General features: G+C 46.8%; 18 protein-coding genes. 7 read left to right on the top strand and 11 right to left on the bottom strand.

Annotation, left to right across the window (positions count from 1 at the left end; genetic code table 11):
- Positions 1–85 precede the first annotated feature (85 nt).
- Complete coding sequence (locus tag ACDJ58_RS14455) at positions 86–388, bottom strand: ArsR/SmtB family transcription factor (RefSeq protein WP_413379025.1); 303 nt, start codon at positions 386–388, stop codon at positions 86–88.
- A 195-nt stretch (positions 389–583) separates the two neighbouring features.
- Between ACDJ58_RS14455 and ACDJ58_RS14450 the strand changes: the two genes are divergently transcribed.
- The 5 genes from ACDJ58_RS14450 (at position 584) to ACDJ58_RS14430 (ending at position 4649) form a co-directional block, all read left to right on the top strand.
- Positions 584–1315: a GntR family transcriptional regulator gene (locus ACDJ58_RS14450; protein WP_413379022.1), complete on the top strand. Its 732-nt coding sequence runs from the start codon at positions 584–586 to the stop codon at positions 1313–1315.
- Between the two features lie 47 nt (positions 1316–1362).
- Entirely contained in the window at positions 1363–2430 is a 1068-nt protein-coding gene (gene uxuA, locus ACDJ58_RS14445; protein WP_376034711.1) for a mannonate dehydratase, read from the top strand.
- Positions 2427–3290 (top strand): SDR family oxidoreductase, encoded by an 864-nt coding sequence (locus ACDJ58_RS14440; RefSeq protein WP_413379019.1) that lies wholly within the window; start codon positions 2427–2429, stop codon positions 3288–3290. The genes uxuA and ACDJ58_RS14440 overlap by 4 nt, the downstream gene beginning before the upstream one ends.
- A 235-nt stretch (positions 3291–3525) precedes the next feature.
- Positions 3526–4254: a DUF421 domain-containing protein gene (locus ACDJ58_RS14435; protein WP_181458523.1), complete on the top strand. Its 729-nt coding sequence runs from the start codon at positions 3526–3528 to the stop codon at positions 4252–4254.
- A 23-nt stretch (positions 4255–4277) separates the two neighbouring features.
- The gene (locus ACDJ58_RS14430) at positions 4278–4649 is read left to right on the top strand and encodes a DUF4363 family protein (protein WP_413379016.1); all 372 of its coding nucleotides are present in this window, start codon (positions 4278–4280) and stop codon (positions 4647–4649) included.
- Positions 4650–4709: 60 nt separating this feature from the next.
- Here the strand turns inward: ACDJ58_RS14430 and ACDJ58_RS14425 are convergent, their stop codons facing one another.
- The 7 genes from ACDJ58_RS14425 to ACDJ58_RS14395 form a co-directional block, all read right to left on the bottom strand.
- Positions 4710–5417, bottom strand: a complete 708-nt coding sequence (locus tag ACDJ58_RS14425) for a M50 family metallopeptidase (RefSeq protein ID WP_111620815.1) — start codon at positions 5415–5417, stop codon at positions 4710–4712.
- Positions 5418–5464: 47 nt separating this feature from the next.
- Positions 5465–5941, bottom strand: coding sequence for a hypothetical protein (locus ACDJ58_RS14420; protein ID WP_413379014.1), 477 nt, complete (start codon positions 5939–5941; stop codon positions 5465–5467).
- 201 nt (positions 5942–6142) lie between these two features.
- Positions 6143–7222, bottom strand: coding sequence for a metal ABC transporter substrate-binding protein (locus ACDJ58_RS14415; RefSeq protein ID WP_413379012.1), 1080 nt, complete (start codon positions 7220–7222; stop codon positions 6143–6145).
- The gene (locus ACDJ58_RS14410) at positions 7209–8102 is read right to left on the bottom strand and encodes a metal ABC transporter permease (RefSeq protein WP_413379010.1); all 894 of its coding nucleotides are present in this window, start codon (positions 8100–8102) and stop codon (positions 7209–7211) included. Before ACDJ58_RS14410 ends, ACDJ58_RS14415 begins: the two co-directional genes overlap by 14 nt.
- Positions 8048–8755 carry a metal ABC transporter ATP-binding protein gene (locus ACDJ58_RS14405; RefSeq protein ID WP_413379008.1) on the bottom strand — a complete coding sequence of 236 codons (708 nt, stop codon included), beginning with the start codon at positions 8753–8755 and terminating at the stop codon, positions 8048–8050. The genes ACDJ58_RS14410 and ACDJ58_RS14405 overlap by 55 nt, the downstream gene beginning before the upstream one ends.
- A gap of 49 nt (positions 8756–8804) precedes the next feature.
- Positions 8805–8954 carry a 50S ribosomal protein L33 gene (gene rpmG / locus ACDJ58_RS14400; RefSeq protein ID WP_413379006.1) on the bottom strand — a complete coding sequence of 50 codons (150 nt, stop codon included), beginning with the start codon at positions 8952–8954 and terminating at the stop codon, positions 8805–8807.
- 74 nt (positions 8955–9028) lie between these two features.
- A complete protein-coding gene (locus ACDJ58_RS14395; RefSeq protein WP_413379004.1) occupies positions 9029–10231 on the bottom strand; it encodes a GTP-binding protein in 1203 nt (400 codons plus the stop codon).
- Positions 10232–10512: 281 nt separating this feature from the next.
- On the opposite strand from ACDJ58_RS14395, the gene ACDJ58_RS14390 reads away from it, so the two are divergent.
- The gene (locus ACDJ58_RS14390) at positions 10513–11547 is read left to right on the top strand and encodes a permease (protein WP_413379002.1); all 1035 of its coding nucleotides are present in this window, start codon (positions 10513–10515) and stop codon (positions 11545–11547) included.
- Positions 11548–11587: 40 nt separating this feature from the next.
- Positions 11588–12571 carry a TIGR03943 family putative permease subunit gene (locus ACDJ58_RS14385; protein WP_413379000.1) on the top strand — a complete coding sequence of 328 codons (984 nt, stop codon included), beginning with the start codon at positions 11588–11590 and terminating at the stop codon, positions 12569–12571.
- An 85-nt stretch (positions 12572–12656) separates the two neighbouring features.
- Here the strand turns inward: ACDJ58_RS14385 and ACDJ58_RS14380 are convergent, their stop codons facing one another.
- From ACDJ58_RS14380 to deoB, 3 genes are all read right to left on the bottom strand, one after another.
- Positions 12657–13958, bottom strand: coding sequence for a pyrimidine-nucleoside phosphorylase (locus tag ACDJ58_RS14380; RefSeq protein WP_413378998.1), 1302 nt, complete (start codon positions 13956–13958; stop codon positions 12657–12659).
- 231 nt (positions 13959–14189) lie between these two features.
- The gene (gene deoD / locus ACDJ58_RS14375) at positions 14190–14897 is read right to left on the bottom strand and encodes a purine-nucleoside phosphorylase (protein ID WP_024631979.1); all 708 of its coding nucleotides are present in this window, start codon (positions 14895–14897) and stop codon (positions 14190–14192) included.
- 146 nt (positions 14898–15043) lie between these two features.
- On the bottom strand, positions 15044–16222 hold the full coding sequence (gene deoB, locus ACDJ58_RS14370) for a phosphopentomutase (RefSeq protein ID WP_413378996.1): 1179 nt from the start codon (positions 16220–16222) through the stop codon (positions 15044–15046).
- Positions 16223–16228: the final 6 nt, after the last annotated feature.

The following is a 16228-nucleotide window of genomic DNA, read 5'->3' as shown; positions in this document are numbered from 1 at the left end:
ATCCAACTCCTCTTCGAGTTAATGATGATTCGTTTAAACATACGAACGTATAGACCACATGCCTAGGCATGTTAACAACTCTTGCCTATAAGCACTCCTCTTCCAACGCCCCAACCAGTTCCTTCAATAGTTCCACCGAGGATCTTAATGAAGCGGAATAATATCGCTGTGTGCCCTTCTGTTCCACGGAGATAAGTCCTTTCTCAAGCAATAGCTTGAGATGATGGGATATAGCAGGCCGGGATAGACTGAACTGTTCTGTAATTTCATTTACTGTCATGCTGCCCTTCTCACTAAGAGCAAGTAAAATCGCCTGACGATGATTGTCGCTAAGTACCTGGAATAAGGGGATGCAGGTTTGAAAAATAGATATCGATTTTTGTCCCATGGTTTCACCTCTATATATTCTACAGATATCACATTTGTCACGTCTGTTGGTTTAAACGTTTGAACCTAATAACTATAGTTTACTCCACCATCCCGCTAACAGCAAGCCGTGTCAGATAAATTGTGAATAACTTATATAAAGCGCTTCCATACTACCATACAAGTATGGTAGTATATCCTTGAAGGAGTTGAGATTATGGAATTTCCCCCTAGGTCTTCGTCCAAAGCCGAATTATTATCATCCTTAATAAACCCGTCTTCTCTGAACAAACAGGCATTCTCTTCTCGTGAGGCGGTCTATACGACGTTGAAGCAGTTGATTCTGAGTTTGAAGCTGCCTCCCGGTACCGCCATCTCGGAGAAAGAGATCTCGCTTGAGTTCAATGTAAGTCGGACCCCTGTTCGAGAAAGCTTTGTCCGATTAGCGCAGGAAGGTCTGCTGGAAGTCTATCCGCAGCGAGGTACCTATGTATCTCTGATTCAAGTTGATCTCGTGGAGGAAGCTCGATTCATGCGTGAACAGCTTGAGCGTGCCGTCATACGGCTCGCGTGTGTGCAATTTCCAGATGAACAAATGAAAATATTGGAGCAGAACCTTGCGCAGCAGCAGGAATGCATACTTGAACCGGATGATGAACGAATGTTCGGATTGGATGAGGAATTCCATAGTACTCTCTTTGCAGGCTGTAACAAAAAAAACACCTGGTCCGTGATCCAGCATATGAACGTGCATCTGAACCGGAGCCGAATGCTCCGTCTGTCTTCGGATCATCATTGGGATCACTTGCTCGAACAGCATCGATCCATGGTTCAGGCGATACAACAGCACGATGCCCAAACGGCGGAGCACATTATGCAGGAACATCTGCATTTGACCGTTACGGATCTTGGTGTCCTGCGGGATACATACCCTTCCTATTTTCAATGATGATGGATCTACCTGTTCTTTAAACTAATCTTGATGAGGTGAATGTGATGAGAATGGTTTTTCGCTGGTTTGGAGAAGGCAATGATACCGTAACACTTGACCACATCCGGCAGATTCCCGGAGTCGAAGGCATTGTATGGGCGCTGCACGATGTTCCGGCAGGTGAGGAATGGCCCATGGACAAAATTCTGGCAGTCAAAGCTGCTGCAGATAAGGCCGGGTTACATCTGGATGTCGTTGAGAGTGTTAACATTCATGAAGACATCAAGCTCGGTCTGCCTACACGTGATCAATATATTGAGAATTACAAAAAAACGATGGAAAAACTTGCCCAGGTAGGCGTTAAAGTGATCTGTTACAACTTCATGCCTATCTTTGATTGGCTGCGTACCGATTTGCATAAGGAGATGGAAGATGGCTCTACCGCCCTCTTCTACGAGAATAGCAAAATCGCCGATATTGAACCGCTAGAATTGGTTCGACGCATTACTGAAAATTCCGCATTGACGATGCCTGGCTGGGAACCGGAACGATTGCAGTATTTAACAGGTCTGTTCGAAGCCTATAAGGATGTAACAGAGGAAGATATGTGGGAACACGCTCGATATTTCCTGCAGGAGATCATTCCTACTGCTGAACGGTTAGGTATTCGAATGGCCATTCATCCGGATGATCCGCCTTGGCCAATCTTTGGTCTGCCAAAGATTATTACGAGTCAAGACAATGTTCGCAGATATCTGAACCTGTATGATAGCCCTTACAATAGTGTAACGCTGTGCAGCGGCTCTCTTGGAGCCAATCCAAACAATGATATCATCGGCATGATTCACGAGTTCAAGGACCGTATTCCTTTTGCTCATATCCGTAATGTCAAAATCTACGATAATGGTGACTTTATCGAGACCTCTCACCGCAGTCAGGATGGAAATGTTGATATTGCTGGTGTTGTGGAAGCCTATCACGATATTGGATTTGAAGGTTATGCACGACCGGACCATGGACGTCATCTTTGGGGAGAACAATGCAGACCGGGATATGGACTCTATGATCGGGCTTTGGGAATTATGTATCTGTGGGGCGTCTGGGACTCCCTGCAAAGGAGGTCAAAAGCATGAATGACTTTGCCAAAGAAAGATCAAGTCGTCTGGAAGGCAGAACAGCTGTAATTACTGGCGGGGCAGGTGTTCTATGTCGTTCTATGGCTGAGGAGCTCGCGCGTCATGGCGCAAGTGTAGCCATTCTGAACCGTACCGTATCCAAAGGGGAAGAAGTCGTTGCAGCAATCGAGGCTCAAGGCGGAAAAGCGATCGCAGTAGCTTGTGATGTGACCCAGGCCGATAGCGTAATAGCGGCAGCAGCTGTTGTTCAGGAGAAGCTGGGACCCTGCGACATCCTTATTAACGGAGCGGGTGGCAACCATGCCAGCGCCAATACCACAAATGAAATTTTCAGACAGGAAGATTTGGAGCAGCCGGATATCACTACTTTTTTTGATGTAAGTGTCGATGGTTTCCGTCAGGTGATGGATCTGAATTTTGTCGGGTCACTCATCCCTACCCAGATTTTCGCAAGACAAATGATTGAACGCGATGTTCCTACTACCGTCATTAATATTTCGTCCATGAGTGCCCCTTCGCCCATGACCAAAGTTCCTGCGTACAGTGCAGCCAAAGCGGCGATTAACAATTTCACGCAATGGCTTGCAGTACATCTGGCCGAATCGGGAATCCGGGTAAATGCTATTGCACCAGGGTTCTTCCTGACTGAGCAAAATCGTAATCTGCTGCTTAAGCCGGATGGATCGCCGACCGAACGTTCAAGCAAAATCATTGCGCACACGCCAATGCGGCGCTTCGGCAAACCGGAAGATCTCCTGGGCACGCTGATGTGGCTGGCAGATGAACGGCAGTCCGGTTTTGTTACAGGTACGGTTATTCCTGTGGATGGCGGGTTTATGGCTTACTCGGGTGTATGACCTCTATTCTATTTTCCTTTTACATGGATTGACCGAATTAAATATATGTTTTCGAATGATTAACCGAAGCCTGGAGCTCTTATCCAGGTTTCGGTTTTTTGCCGTTCAAGAATAAGATTATCCAGCCTAGGAAAAGCTTGTTATAGCCCACAAATATGCTGGGTGGAAATAAATATTGGCTCCAAGCATTAACGTTTTCAATTTGTAAGATGAAGCGAAGGAAGGTGATACATACATGATGGAAGAAACATGGGTTGTTGCTGTGCGATCGATTATCGCCTTTCTGACCCTGATCATCTATACCAGGGTGCTGGGCAAACAACAAATGGGCAACTTGACGTATTTTGATTACATTAACGGCATTACGATCGGTTCCATCGCAGGTACATTTGCGACCGATCTATCTTCCAAGGCGTGGATTCATTTTGTGGCCTTGACCATTTTCACCATTATCACGATTATCTTTCAGTATATTACGCTGAAAAATCGTACCATCTCCAAACTGATGGACTCCGACCCTACACTTGTCATCCAGAACGGTAAAATCCTCGAACAGAACCTGCATAAAATGCGTGTAAAATTCGACGAATTGACCATGATGCTGCGGCAAAAGGATGTATTTGACATCACTACGTTGGATTATGCCATTCTTGAACCGGACGGCAGTCTCTCTGTTGTGTTGAAACCCGAGAATCAACCGGTAACCGCGAAGGACATGCATATGCATCCTGCCAAGAGCAAGCTGATGACCGAGATTATTATTGATGGCGTGCTGATTAAGCAAAATCTGGAGGAACGAAACAAGGATACGAATTGGCTCAGCGAGCAGCTTAAGAAGCAAAAAGTGACGATACAGGATATTGCTTTTGCCGCCATATTGCCTAACGATAAATTGTATATTGATCTTTTTAAGGATAAGATCACCGAAAAAATCGATATGGGCGATTATGAGGGGCCTTTCTAAATTTACATGAAGGAGGCGATTGAATGAAATCGCGTTTCTGGTTGCTGTATGTGCTTCCGATCTGCCTCATTCTTGTGTTCGTTGCGATAATGGCAAGCGGAGCCCTTCTCAAAAAGCCCTTTGGTGCTGATGATCGCTTGCTTGAATCTGTACAAACATTGCAGAAACAGGTTGAGGGCAAAAAATGGACTGAAGCCAGGTCCCAAATCGATTACGCGATGAAAGCCTGGGACAAGATCGTCAATCGCATCCAGTTCAGTGTGGAGCGTGAGACGATCTACGATATTCTAGGTACCTTGGCAAGGATGAAAGGCGGCGTTGCTGCAGAAGATGATAAGGCGATTATGGAAGAAATTTATTACTTTTATGTGTTATGGGACAATCTTGGAGATTGACCCGAAGACACACAAAAAGGCACTCTCCTTTAATAAAAAAGGAAGTGCCTTCTCTGTTTTCTAAACATTACGCCCTCGTAATCCACGAGATTTTGACGTGCGGGCCGTGCTTTCTTTTCGGAAAAAGAGCGTAAGTGCTCCCTTCGCACACCACAGTGCAAACAGTGCAAATAACGTTCCCCAGAACAGCGCTGGGAGGAATGTCTGCTGAGCCAGATTGGCTGCATCCCCTGCGCGTGACGGCTGTGTCCAAGACATTAGTCCAACGTACATAGCACTAACTACGGACTCTTCCAGTGTGAGAAAAGCCAGTAACAAATAATAGAATTTCGCAATTTTGGCACCAAAGATCATAATCACAACATTCAGCGCACTAAAGCCTGTAAGCCAGAGCATGCCGAATTCTCCCCTTACATAGAAGAGAAGCGACACAAGAGCTACACCCGTCATGATGCCAAGCCCCCACATGTGCCGTCCTTTCCGGTATAGATAGAATAGCAGCCAGGCAAAGAGAGATGCCGTGACATACCCAGCTAAGGAAACCAATATAGATCTGCCGGGTGTCAGCATGGATGAATACGTAACGCCGCTGTGATCAGCGTATAATTCAATGCGCAATACTTTGCCGGATAACAACAGTGTTACCAGTGCATGACCAAATTCGTGAATCATCGTATCCAGGTTACGGAACAATGAAGAAAATGGGATAAAGCGGGTTAGTATCGCTGAACCCACCAAGAACAGTATGGTTTTGAGCCATTTATTCAATTCGGTCCTACCTCCCTTGCCTCCGAGTAAAAATACCTATCACTATACTACGTGGCTACAGTGTAATCGTTTCGATCCATGAAATGTGCGGCGCAATATTGCATCCACCAGCAGAAACTCCGGTTATGGCCAATGAAAAAAGAAGACAGATCATAACGACCCGTTCCTGTCTCCAGTGTGGCAAGCAATCTGTTGCGCATCTGCGACAGCGCATAGGTCACAAATCGATCGGCTGCCTCATTTTGTACAAGTGTAACATAGGCATAGAGAGAATGATCTACCGGTTCATCGAGTGGGCTTACACCAGCGCAAGAAAACTCAGTACGTACGCCCGCTCTGTGAAGCAAAGTCAAGGCATCCACAAGCTCAGCATCCACTTCAACATCGTTCCAAATCTCCGTTCTCTTCGCTGCCACCGTCTGCTTCTCGCGTTCCGTCCACTGCATTAACTCCAGCTTGCGTCTTCTCCATAGATGGGCAGGCTGCTGGCTTAATAGCACTTCCTGTTCTTCATTTAAATCCATAAGGCTTTCCTCCCGTTCCCCGCATGATCTCCGTCACCCTGAACAACGAAAAGAGCACATCCCTGTGCTCTCTGCGTGGCAAAAGGCAAAGGAACGGCATTGCCATTCCTCAGCATGTTGTATTATTGTACCTTTTTCGATGACAGGCATCAAATGGGTTTTCTTTTTTCGTAAACTCGGCTTGTTAATGAAGCAAAAGCGCTACTCATTCAGTGCCAGTTTCAGTGCCTCCAAATTCTGCCGCATTACGCCGATGTAATCCATTCCTGCTGCGATCTCCTCTTCCGTCAACCCTTCAATCGGGTTCAACACAGCCGTTTTGGCCCCTACTTCACTGGCGATGGTCTCTGACACTTTGGATGAAACCAACGTTTCGAAGAAAATCGTTTTCACCTGATGCTCCTTGGCAAAATCAATAACGGCTGCCATTTGCGCTGCGGAAGGCTCTTGTTCAGGAGATAGACCGGCAATAGGTACTTGCTGCAAACCATATTCCTGTGCAAGATAGCCGAATGCAGCATGCTGTGTGATGAAATCTTTACGTTTGCTGTCTGCCACAGCCGCCTTGAAATCCTGATCCAGTGCCTCCAGTTTGGCAACATAGGCGTCGGCATTTTGCTTGAATTGCTCCGCATGTTCAGGCGCAGCCTGTGCAAGTCCAGCCTCGATATTCCGTACTTCCTTCACGGCAAGTGCAGGTGACAGCCAAACGTGGGGATCAAGTCCATCGTGATTATGATCATGTGTATGTCCTTCTTCTGCTTCGGCGTCATGATCGTGATCATGCTCCTCTGTTGTGGCTTCATCCGCATGGTCATGCGTGTCCGTTGTATCGGCATGTTCGTGATCATGCTCATCTTCTTCCGACCCTTCAAGCAGATCAATCCCATGGCTCGCTTCCACTTGAATGAGTTTGGCACTGCTCAGACTATCCGTAACTTGATCGATCCAGGATTCCATACCCGCCCCGTTATAGACAAGCACATCCGCTTTCTCGATGCTTGCAATATCTTGTGGTGTTGGTTCCCAATCATGTGGCTCCATACCCGCAGGAACGAGTGTATGGACATTAGCCAGATCACCTGCCACATTTTTGGTGAATTCGTACATCGGATAAAAGCTGACTTCAACGTTCAGTTTGGCCTCTTCGGTCTCGGCTGGTACTGGCGTGTTAGCCGAGCTGGTACTGGAATCGGAAGCGGACTGATTTTGTCCACAACCGGCTACGATAAGTGTAAAACTGAATAATAGCGCAAGAGCTGATTTTTTATTGAATTTCATGTGGTGTATTCTCCCTTGAATGTATGAATAGAGTTGCACGTTGTTGTTTTCTCTCTTTACGATGACGTTTACGGTTATATCGTCCAATCAGCTTTTGTGCTGATATGCCAATCAATAGAAAGACCAACAGGATGAGAGCAATCGTTCCTCCCGGTGGTGTGTTTAGATGGTAAGAGGTTGTTAGTCCGCTAAAGATACCGATTAATCCGGTGACGACGGCAATAAGGATCGCTGCAGCAAAGCTGCGTGACAATCTCAGTGCCAAGGCAGCGGGCAGTACAATTAAAGCAGACACAAGCAATACGCCGACAATCGGCATGGCTGAAGCAACAGTCATTCCTGTTAGAATGGCAAATGCAAATGATAAACCTTTAACCTGAATGCCCCCAATGGAAGCTGTCTCTTCATCAAACGTCAAATTGTACAATGGTCTTCGGAGCACGATGAAAAAAATAAGTCCGATGACGCACACAGCCGTCATAATCCACAACTGAATATCACTAACTGCAACGATGGAACCGAACAGATAAGAGCTGAATGTCTTGGACAGATTGGTTTTCAGACTCATGAGCACCACAGCAAGGGCCAGCCCCGACGTCATAATGATAGCTACAGGCACCTCGCTATATGTCAGGTAATTTCGCCGGAGTTGTTCCACCAGCAATGCACCGATAATCGCAATCGCAAATCCACAGATCACCGGATCCAGGTTCATCACAGAACCCAGGGCAACCCCTGCCAATGAAACATGGGATAACGTATCCGCCATTAGCACCTGCCGTCGCAGCATCAGATAGACTCCTAAAATTGGAGCAATGACTCCAATCAGTCCGCCTGCCCAGAAAGCACGCTGCATGAATTCGTACTCAAACACTGCCATTCCTCACTTTCTTGCCGCTCCAGGGTAATCGTCCGGTCCAACCGGTTGCCCATCTCTTCCAGTCCGTGGGTGACCATAATAATGGTCAGTCCATGGACGTCTGCATAATGGCGCATCAGATCATAGAACCCTTCACGGCTGCGCCGGTCCATGCCTGTAGTCGGCTCATCCAGCACGAGTACCTGCGGTTGGCCTGCCAAGGCTCTTGCAATGCAGATTCGCTGCTTTTGTCCACCAGATAGTTCCCCAACCCGGGCGTTGCGGTATTCCCACATGCCGACTTCCCGCAAGCTGCGTTCCACGATGGCTTCCTGCTCGGATGTGAATCTGCGGAACAAACCGAGTTTGCGGTAACATCCGGATCGCACCAGTTCGATCACCGTACTGGGAAATCCACTGTTGAATGATGCTACCTGTTGGGGTACATATCCGATGTTCAGCTTGCTGCCACGTACGGACTGTGCATTCATATGTACCGTGCCGCTCCAGGGCTGTAACAGCCCCAGCAACAATTTCAGCATGGTTGTTTTGGCCGAACCATTTGGTCCTGTAATGCCCACAAACTCCCCTACATGGATATCCAGCGACAGTTGGTCAATGACCGGCTCTTTACTGTATCCGAATACCACATCACGCATGGAAGATAGAATCATGGTTTTTCCTCTTTTCGTAAATATTACGATGTAAAAATGACAAAAAAATTTATCTTGTTTCCCGATGGATGGTCATCTTCTTCAATCGTGGTGAATACTTCTTCAATTCGATCCGTTCCAAATGGTTACGCTTGTTCTTGGTTGTTGTATAGTTGCGATCTCCGCACTCGGTGCAGGCTAAGGTTACAATGACTCTCATGGGTATGGCCTCCTTTGAATTAATTAATCGTAATTATTACTATTTAATGATATTAGCCCATGCTTTTGCGTTTGTCAACTCCACGCTGGAAATGGATCTTTCAGTTCTCGCCAATTCATTTGCATCTCCTCTTCTGTAAGGAGCGTATCATCTAGTGTCCGTTCGATCTCCGCTCGGTCCATGTCAATCCCGATAAACACCAGTTTCGTAACCCGATCGCCCCACTGCTCATCCCAATCCGGAATAGGCGGAAGTGTATCACCAAAATGCATTTGTCGCTCTTCGTCACTCATCGCGCCTACCCACAACCCCGCTGGTCCCAATTGTTTGGATGTTCCCGCATGACTGAACGACACCGCCATATGGTTACGTGTAGCCAGCCATATTAAGCCTTTGGAACGTACAATGCTATCAGGCCATTTCGCAATCCAGCGAAGCAAACGATCCGGATGAAACGGACGTTTCCGGTGGTACACAAATGAGTGAATGCCATATTCCTCTGTCTCGGGCGTGTGTTCTTCCTTCATTAATTCGCGGATCCAACCCGCAGACTGGCTTGCTTTTTCAAAATCAAACCGTCCGGTATTCAATATCTCCCTCGGGTCAATCTGTCCATGTGTGGTGCGAATAAGTCGGGCTTCCGGCTGCATCGCGTGTAGTGCTTTCTCAAGTTTGAGTAATTCATCTTCCGATACCAGATCACACTTGTTCAAAATCAGCACATCACAGAATTCAACCTGATCCGTCAGCAGATGAACGATCCCTCGTACATCGTCCTCTCCGGCTTCCTGGCCCCGATCCTTCAACGTTTCTTTGGAATAGAAGTCGCGCCAGAACTGGGCAGCATCCACTACTGTCACCATCGTATCGAGCCGCGTAAATTTCGTTAAATCGATCCCCAGCTCTTCATCAATATACGTAAATGTCTGGGCAACGGGGACTGGCTCACCAATACCTGTCGATTCAATCAATATATAGTCAAAAGAACCATCCAGCGCAAGCCGCTCCACCTCTTTCAACAAATCCTCACGCAGCGTGCAGCAGATGCAGCCATTGGACATCTCCACCAGCTTCTCATCAATACGTGACAATCCACCACCATCCCGGATCAAACCAGCGTCAATATTAACTTCACTCAGGTCATTCACAATGACAGCGACTCGCATACCCTCTCGATTATGAAGAACATGGTTAAGCAATGTCGTTTTGCCTGCGCCCAGATATCCACTTAAAACCGTCACCGGAACTCGGGGTAGTACTTGTTGTTGTTCTGTCATTTTAATTACTCCCTTCCATTTATCCTCTTAAAACTAAAAAAATCGGAATGCTATGTAGCTTTCACTCTACCGATGGGCTGAAAAATAATCATTAATTAATAGTAATTATTACGATTAATAAAACAAACTATAACTGAACATCGTTTCTTTTGTCAACATTAGAAGTTTTTAAGGTCCAGATATGTAAATCGTAAAAATGTTGATTAATTACAGGGAACGAGTATGATGCGGACGGTACAAGCATATATTTTACCAAAGTCCCGGTTCTGGAGGTTTATCCCATGAAAATGGCAGCCAATCTTAAGCTCCTGTCATTCCTGATTCCCTGCGCATTTCTTGTTCCCGTGTTGATCACGATGGCTCCCAATATGAAAGAAGCATGGAACAGTGAAGCCTTACAAAATATGAAAACGGTATTCATCAGCATTTTCCTCGAAGCCGCTCCATTTCTGCTCATAGGGGTGCTGTTATCTTCGCTAATGCAATGGTTTGTTTCTGAGGAAATGATTCGCAAACTAACGCCCAAGAACCCCGTCGGAGGTGTTCTGGTAGCGGGTCTGCTGGGAATCATTTTCCCTATCTGCGAATGTGGCATGATTCCGGTCGTGCGACGGTTGATGCATAAAGGCATGCCGCCCTATATCGCGGTGACCTTTATTCTTAGCGGCCCTGTTGTAAATCCAATTGTATTTACCGCGACCCTGCTCGCTTTTCCTTCCCATCCCGAAATTACGATCGCCCGTATGGGACTGGCCTTTGCTGTAGCAGCTTCCATCGGTGGTCTCGTGTATATGTTCGTCCGCCAGAATCCGTTGCGCAAACCGAAGGCTACAGTGACGGAGGTCAAGACACATCCTGGATTCAAAATGGCACAGCCTCATTCCCACTCTACTGATCATGATCACGCGCACGATAAAAACTGGCACAGCTTTTTCATCCATGCGGGTGACGAATTTGTCGATATGAGCAAATATTTGGTGATCGGTGCTCTAATAACAGCTTGCATTCAAACCTTTATCAGCCGCAGTGATCTCATTTCTCTCGGTAACGGGCCTGTCGCCTCCTATGCCTTCATGATGGGCTTTGCATATGTATTGTCTCTCTGTTCGACATCCGATGCATTCGTAGCATCTGCATTCTCTCACACGTTTGCGTTGGGACCGCTGTTATCCTTTCTCGTTCTCGGTCCAATGCTTGATTTCAAAAGCACATTGATGCTGCTCTCCACCTTCCGCACCCGGTTTGTTATTGGCTTGAGCCTGGCCATTATTACTTTGGTTTTTGCAGGGTCGTGGTTGATTAACCTTTTGGCATGAGCATTTATGAATGTATTATCTGATCAAAAGAGGTGATTACATGAACCATCCTGGTTATACAATGACCAAAGCTCCGGTTACCAAATCTCACCCTATCCAGTGGCATAACCTGATTCGTGCGCTGTGGATCGGCGGACTCGCCGTATACATCATTCATTTGAATACAACTGATTCTCTTCATTATTACTTAGCGCCGACGATGCAGCGATTGCTACTCTGCTGCCCTGTTCCCTTTTTGTTTATTGCCGCAATCATGGCCTGGCACGGACTGTTTGGTAATAGCCAGCTCCATTGTGACTGTGAGCATCCACCTCCTTCAGGATGGGTACGCAGTTTGCTGATCTATGGCTTGATTGCCATTCCTTTAGTACTTGGTTTTCTTTTGCCAGATCAGGCACTAGGAAGTTCCATGGCCAGTCAAAAAGGCATGTCCCTATCCTATGGACCTCCGGAGATTCGTCGAAAAGAACCTTTACCTGATGCAACAGATCTGGACATTAAAGATCTATCCAAAAAAACTGCAACTGTTCAATCATCTGTGTCTGCCATAAAAGTACAATTCGTTCCCCCAGATGAGTACAGTCGTGAATTAGCCGAACTGGCAGAGAAGTTATATGCGGAATCGGTCATTAAGGTATATCCTGAAATCTTCTCCGAGACATTAGGTTCCATCGACATGTTCCAACGACAATTTGCAGGCAAGGCCATCAGCCTTACCGGGTTTGTATATCGAGATAAAAGCATGGATCATGAATCTCATTTTGCATTAGGGAGATTTCTTGTTATGTGCTGCCCAGCAGACGCGGCACCCTTTGGCCTGATGATTCATGTCCCGAATGCAGACAGCTTTCCTACAGACAGTTGGGTACAAATCGATGGCACAATTGGATCGGCCCAAGTGAATGGTGAGGACACCATTGAGATTCGGGCGTCGAAGGTAACGCCGGTCGATCAGCCATCCACCCCTTACATTTACACTAGTGCAGATTCGGTTGTGACGTATGATAAGTTACAAAATAAATAAGAAAAGCCCCGAAGCTATGGAATGCACAGCTTCGGGGCTTTGAATTTAATTCAGGCATAAGGTTAGACCTTGTTTGCCTGATATATTATTCCGTTACGATATCATGAACCAACACAGGGGCATCAGCATGATCTGCAATGGTAATGTTCTCTTTGATCTTCGCGATTACGTCTGCTACGTCTTCACGATTCGCATGGATCGTTACGAGGGATTCGCCAGCTTTAACCTGGTCACCCACTTTTTTGTTGAGCATCAAGCCTACAGCAAGATCGATCTCGGACTCTTTCGTTGCACGGCCTGCGCCGAGCAGCATTGCAGCAGTACCGATTTCATCAGCGACGATACCAGCTACATATCCGTCTTTATCCGCTGGTACTTCAACCAGATATTTCGCTTGTGGCAAGCGATCTGGGTGATCTACAACTGAAGCGTCTCCGCCTTGATTTGCCAGGAAGTCTTTGAATTTCTCCAGCGCTTTACCGTTCTGGATCACTTCTTTCAATTTCTCCTCAGCATGCTCCAGGGAGTCTGCTTTACCAGCAAGGAATACCATTTGACGTCCAAGCGCCAGACAGAGTTCTTCCAGATCCTTCGGTCCTTTACCTTGCAGCGTAAGAATGGCTTCTTTCACTTCAAGCGCGTTACCGATAGCGAGGCCCAGTGGTTGAGACATATCAGAAATGACAGCCATCGTTTTACGTCCTACATTGTTACCGATGCTTACCATAGCATGTGCCAGTTCTTTCGCATCTTCCGTTGTCTTCATGAATGCACCAGCACCCGTTTTGACATCCAATACGATCGCATCGGCACCTGCTGCAATTTTCTTACTCATGATGGAGCTGGCAATCAGTGGAATGGAGTTAACAGTAGCTGTCACGTCACGCAATGCATAGAGTTTTTTGTCCGCCGGCGTGAGGTTGCCACTTTGACCGATAACGGCAACTTTATGTTCGTTAACGAGGCGGATGAACTCTTCTTTCTCCAACTCGACGTGGAAACCTGCAACAGATTCCAGTTTGTCTGTTGTACCACCAGTGTGACCCAATCCACGTCCGGACATTTTGGCAACTGGAACATCCAGAGCAGCAACAAGCGGTGCCAGTACCAGCGTTGTAGTATCGCCAACGCCTCCTGTGGAGTGCTTGTCTACCTTGATACCTTCGATTGCGGACAGATCAATGGTATCGCCCGAGTTCACCATGGACATGGTCAAATCTGCGCGTTCCTTATCAGTCATATCTTTGAAGAATACTGCCATCGCCCAAGCGCTGACTTGATAATCCGGGATTTCGCCTTGTGTATATCCTTGAACAACAAAATCAATCTCAGCTGTTGTCAGTTCTTTTCCGTCGCGTTTCTTAGCAATAATGTCTACCATTCTCATGATGATCTCTCCTTCGTTGTGGGTGATTTGTATAGAACACTTTGTTGTTAGTCCGTTACGGCCCCGGATCGTTCTTTCGATCGCTGTTGTCTCCAAATTTCTTTGAATAACCTTTTATAAGGTTGAAATTTGGAGACAAAGGCGAACGCTTCGCTTCTTTAGAATCGATTCCGGGTCCTCCACTACGTGCTTGAAACAAAGTTTCGATCAAAATCAATTGATAAGTAATTTTTACAGCGTAATTGCTGTTTCCAGTGCTACCACCATCATGTCGTTGAATGTTTTTTGGCGCTCTTCAGCAGTAGTCTCTTCACCTGTCAGTAAGTGGTCACTTACAGTCAGGATAGTCAGTGCGTTTACGCCAAATTTGGCTGCGAGTGTGTACAGTGCAGTTGTTTCCATCTCAACGCCCAGTACGCCGTGCTGCATCAATTTCTCAGTCACGGAACGGTCGTCACGATAGAAGGAATCGGAGCTGAATACGTTACCGACGTGAATTTTCATACCTTTTGCAGTTGCGCGGTCATAGGCTTCTTTCAGCAGGGAGAACGTCGCGATCGGGGAGAAATCATATCCACCAAACACGAGCTTGTTCATGCTGGAATCAGTACATGAAGCTTGAGCAAGGATAACATCACGAACGCGAACGTGTTCTTGCATACCTCCGCAAGTTCCTACACGAATCAGGTTTTTCACACCATATTCGCTGATCAGTTCGTTGGCATAGATGCTAAACGATGGAATCCCCATGCCCGAGCCTTGCACCGAGATACGGTGTCCTTGATATGTACCCGTGAATCCGAGCATTCCGCGAACTTCGTTGTAACAAACGACATCTTCAAGGTACGTATCTGCAATAAATTTTGCACGCAAGGGGTCTCCTGGTAAAAGGATTGTTTCTGCGATATCTCCGGGTTTAGCTCCAATATGTGTACTCATGATTAAATCTCCTCCAGTTATCCATATGATTGAATGAAGGCCAGGGATCGGAGCAGCCGAAGCTGCCCCAGTGGTTATCCTGTCCAACTTTATGTTTCAAGAAAATAACAACTTTCCCCAAGTTCAGTTAAAGATAAGAATGCTGACTATTTCAAATCCTTCAGGAAGCTTGTACCATATTCCGGCAGTTTCACTCCGAAGTTCTCAGCTACTGTTGCTCCAACATCCGCAAACGTGCTGCGCAGTTCAAGCTTTTTGCCCCCACTGAAGCGTGGAGAGTACACAAGCAGTGGCACATACTCACGTGTATGGTCCGTCCCGCGGTAGGTTGGGTCATTACCATGGTCAGCTGTGATGAGCAGCAGATCATCGTCTGTCATTTTGCTGAAGATCTCAGGCAGACGAGCATCATACTCTTCAAGTGCTTGAGCGTAACCTTGTGGATCACGACGGTGACCGAACAGGGCATCGAAGTCAACCAGGTTCAGGAAGCTAAGTCCAGTGAACGCCTCATCCATCGTTTCAGACAGTTTGTCCATACCATCCATGTTGGAGACGGTACGTACAGACTTGGTTACACCTTCGCCATCGTAGATATCTGCGATTTTACCTAAAGCGATCACATCAAATCCACCATCTTTAAGTTCATTCATCACGGTACGGCCAAAAGGTTTAAGTGCGTAGTCATGACGGTTAGCTGTACGCTTGAAGTTACCTACTTCGCCTACAAAAGGACGGGCAATAATACGGCCCAGCATGTAAGGATCGTCGAGAGTAATCTCGCGGCAGAACTCACAGATTTCATACAGTTCTTTCAGTGGAACAACATCCTCATGGGCTGCAATCTGCAGAACCGAATCTGCGGATGTGTATATAATCAGGGCACCTGTTTTCACATGCTCTTCGCCCAATTCATCAATGATTTCCGTGCCGCTGGCCGGTTTGTTCCCGATCACTTTACGGCCTGTTTTCTCCTCAATGCGTTGAATCAACTCATCCGGGAATCCGTCTGCGAATACGCGGAATGGCGTATCAATGTATAGGCCCATCAGTTCCCAGTGACCCGTCATGGTGTCTTTTCCTCTGGACGCTTCCTGCATCTTGGTGTAAAAGGCTTTTGGTGTATCCGCTACAGGGACACCTTCAATTTCCTTAATATTGGACAGTCCAAGACTGGCCATATGCGGCATGTTCAAACCTCCGCGTTCACGTGCAATGTGACCAAAGGTGTCGACGTCGAAATCATCGAATTCCGCTGCATCCGGCGCTTCACCAATTCCCACTGAATCCATAACGATCAGATGTACTCTTTTGAATGTTGACATAACTTA

The organism is Paenibacillus taichungensis, assembly GCF_047302525.1.
Lineage (GTDB): Bacteria > Bacillota > Bacilli > Paenibacillales > Paenibacillaceae > Paenibacillus > Paenibacillus taichungensis_B.
Note: the sequence above shows the minus strand (reverse complement) of the source record. Positions and strands in the feature narration are given on the sequence as shown.

Bases quoted from the DNA above. Each gene is read 5' to 3' on its own strand.
- ACDJ58_RS14455 (WP_413379025.1), bottom strand. From the start codon at position 388: ATGGGACAAAAATCGATATCTATTTTTCAAACCTGCATCCCCTTATTC.
- ACDJ58_RS14450 (WP_413379022.1), top strand. From the start codon at position 584: ATGGAATTTCCCCCTAGGTCTTCGTCCAAAGCCGAATTATTATCATCC.
- uxuA (WP_376034711.1), top strand. From the start codon at position 1,363: ATGAGAATGGTTTTTCGCTGGTTTGGAGAAGGCAATGATACCGTAACA.
- ACDJ58_RS14440 (WP_413379019.1), top strand. From the start codon at position 2,427: ATGAATGACTTTGCCAAAGAAAGATCAAGTCGTCTGGAAGGCAGAACA.
- ACDJ58_RS14435 (WP_181458523.1), top strand. From the start codon at position 3,526: ATGATGGAAGAAACATGGGTTGTTGCTGTGCGATCGATTATCGCCTTT.
- ACDJ58_RS14430 (WP_413379016.1), top strand. From the start codon at position 4,278: ATGAAATCGCGTTTCTGGTTGCTGTATGTGCTTCCGATCTGCCTCATT.
- ACDJ58_RS14420 (WP_413379014.1), bottom strand. From the start codon at position 5,941: ATGGATTTAAATGAAGAACAGGAAGTGCTATTAAGCCAGCAGCCTGCC.
- ACDJ58_RS14415 (WP_413379012.1), bottom strand. From the start codon at position 7,222: ATGAAATTCAATAAAAAATCAGCTCTTGCGCTATTATTCAGTTTTACA.
- ACDJ58_RS14410 (WP_413379010.1), bottom strand. From the start codon at position 8,102: ATGGCAGTGTTTGAGTACGAATTCATGCAGCGTGCTTTCTGGGCAGGC.
- ACDJ58_RS14405 (WP_413379008.1), bottom strand. From the start codon at position 8,755: ATGATTCTATCTTCCATGCGTGATGTGGTATTCGGATACAGTAAAGAG.
- rpmG (WP_413379006.1), bottom strand. From the start codon at position 8,954: ATGAGAGTCATTGTAACCTTAGCCTGCACCGAGTGCGGAGATCGCAAC.
- ACDJ58_RS14395 (WP_413379004.1), bottom strand. From the start codon at position 10,231: ATGACAGAACAACAACAAGTACTACCCCGAGTTCCGGTGACGGTTTTA.
- ACDJ58_RS14390 (WP_413379002.1), top strand. From the start codon at position 10,513: ATGAAAATGGCAGCCAATCTTAAGCTCCTGTCATTCCTGATTCCCTGC.
- ACDJ58_RS14385 (WP_413379000.1), top strand. From the start codon at position 11,588: ATGAACCATCCTGGTTATACAATGACCAAAGCTCCGGTTACCAAATCT.
- ACDJ58_RS14380 (WP_413378998.1), bottom strand. From the start codon at position 13,958: ATGAGAATGGTAGACATTATTGCTAAGAAACGCGACGGAAAAGAACTG.
- deoD (WP_024631979.1), bottom strand. From the start codon at position 14,897: ATGAGTACACATATTGGAGCTAAACCCGGAGATATCGCAGAAACAATC.
- deoB (WP_413378996.1), bottom strand. From the start codon at position 16,222: ATGTCAACATTCAAAAGAGTACATCTGATCGTTATGGATTCAGTGGGA.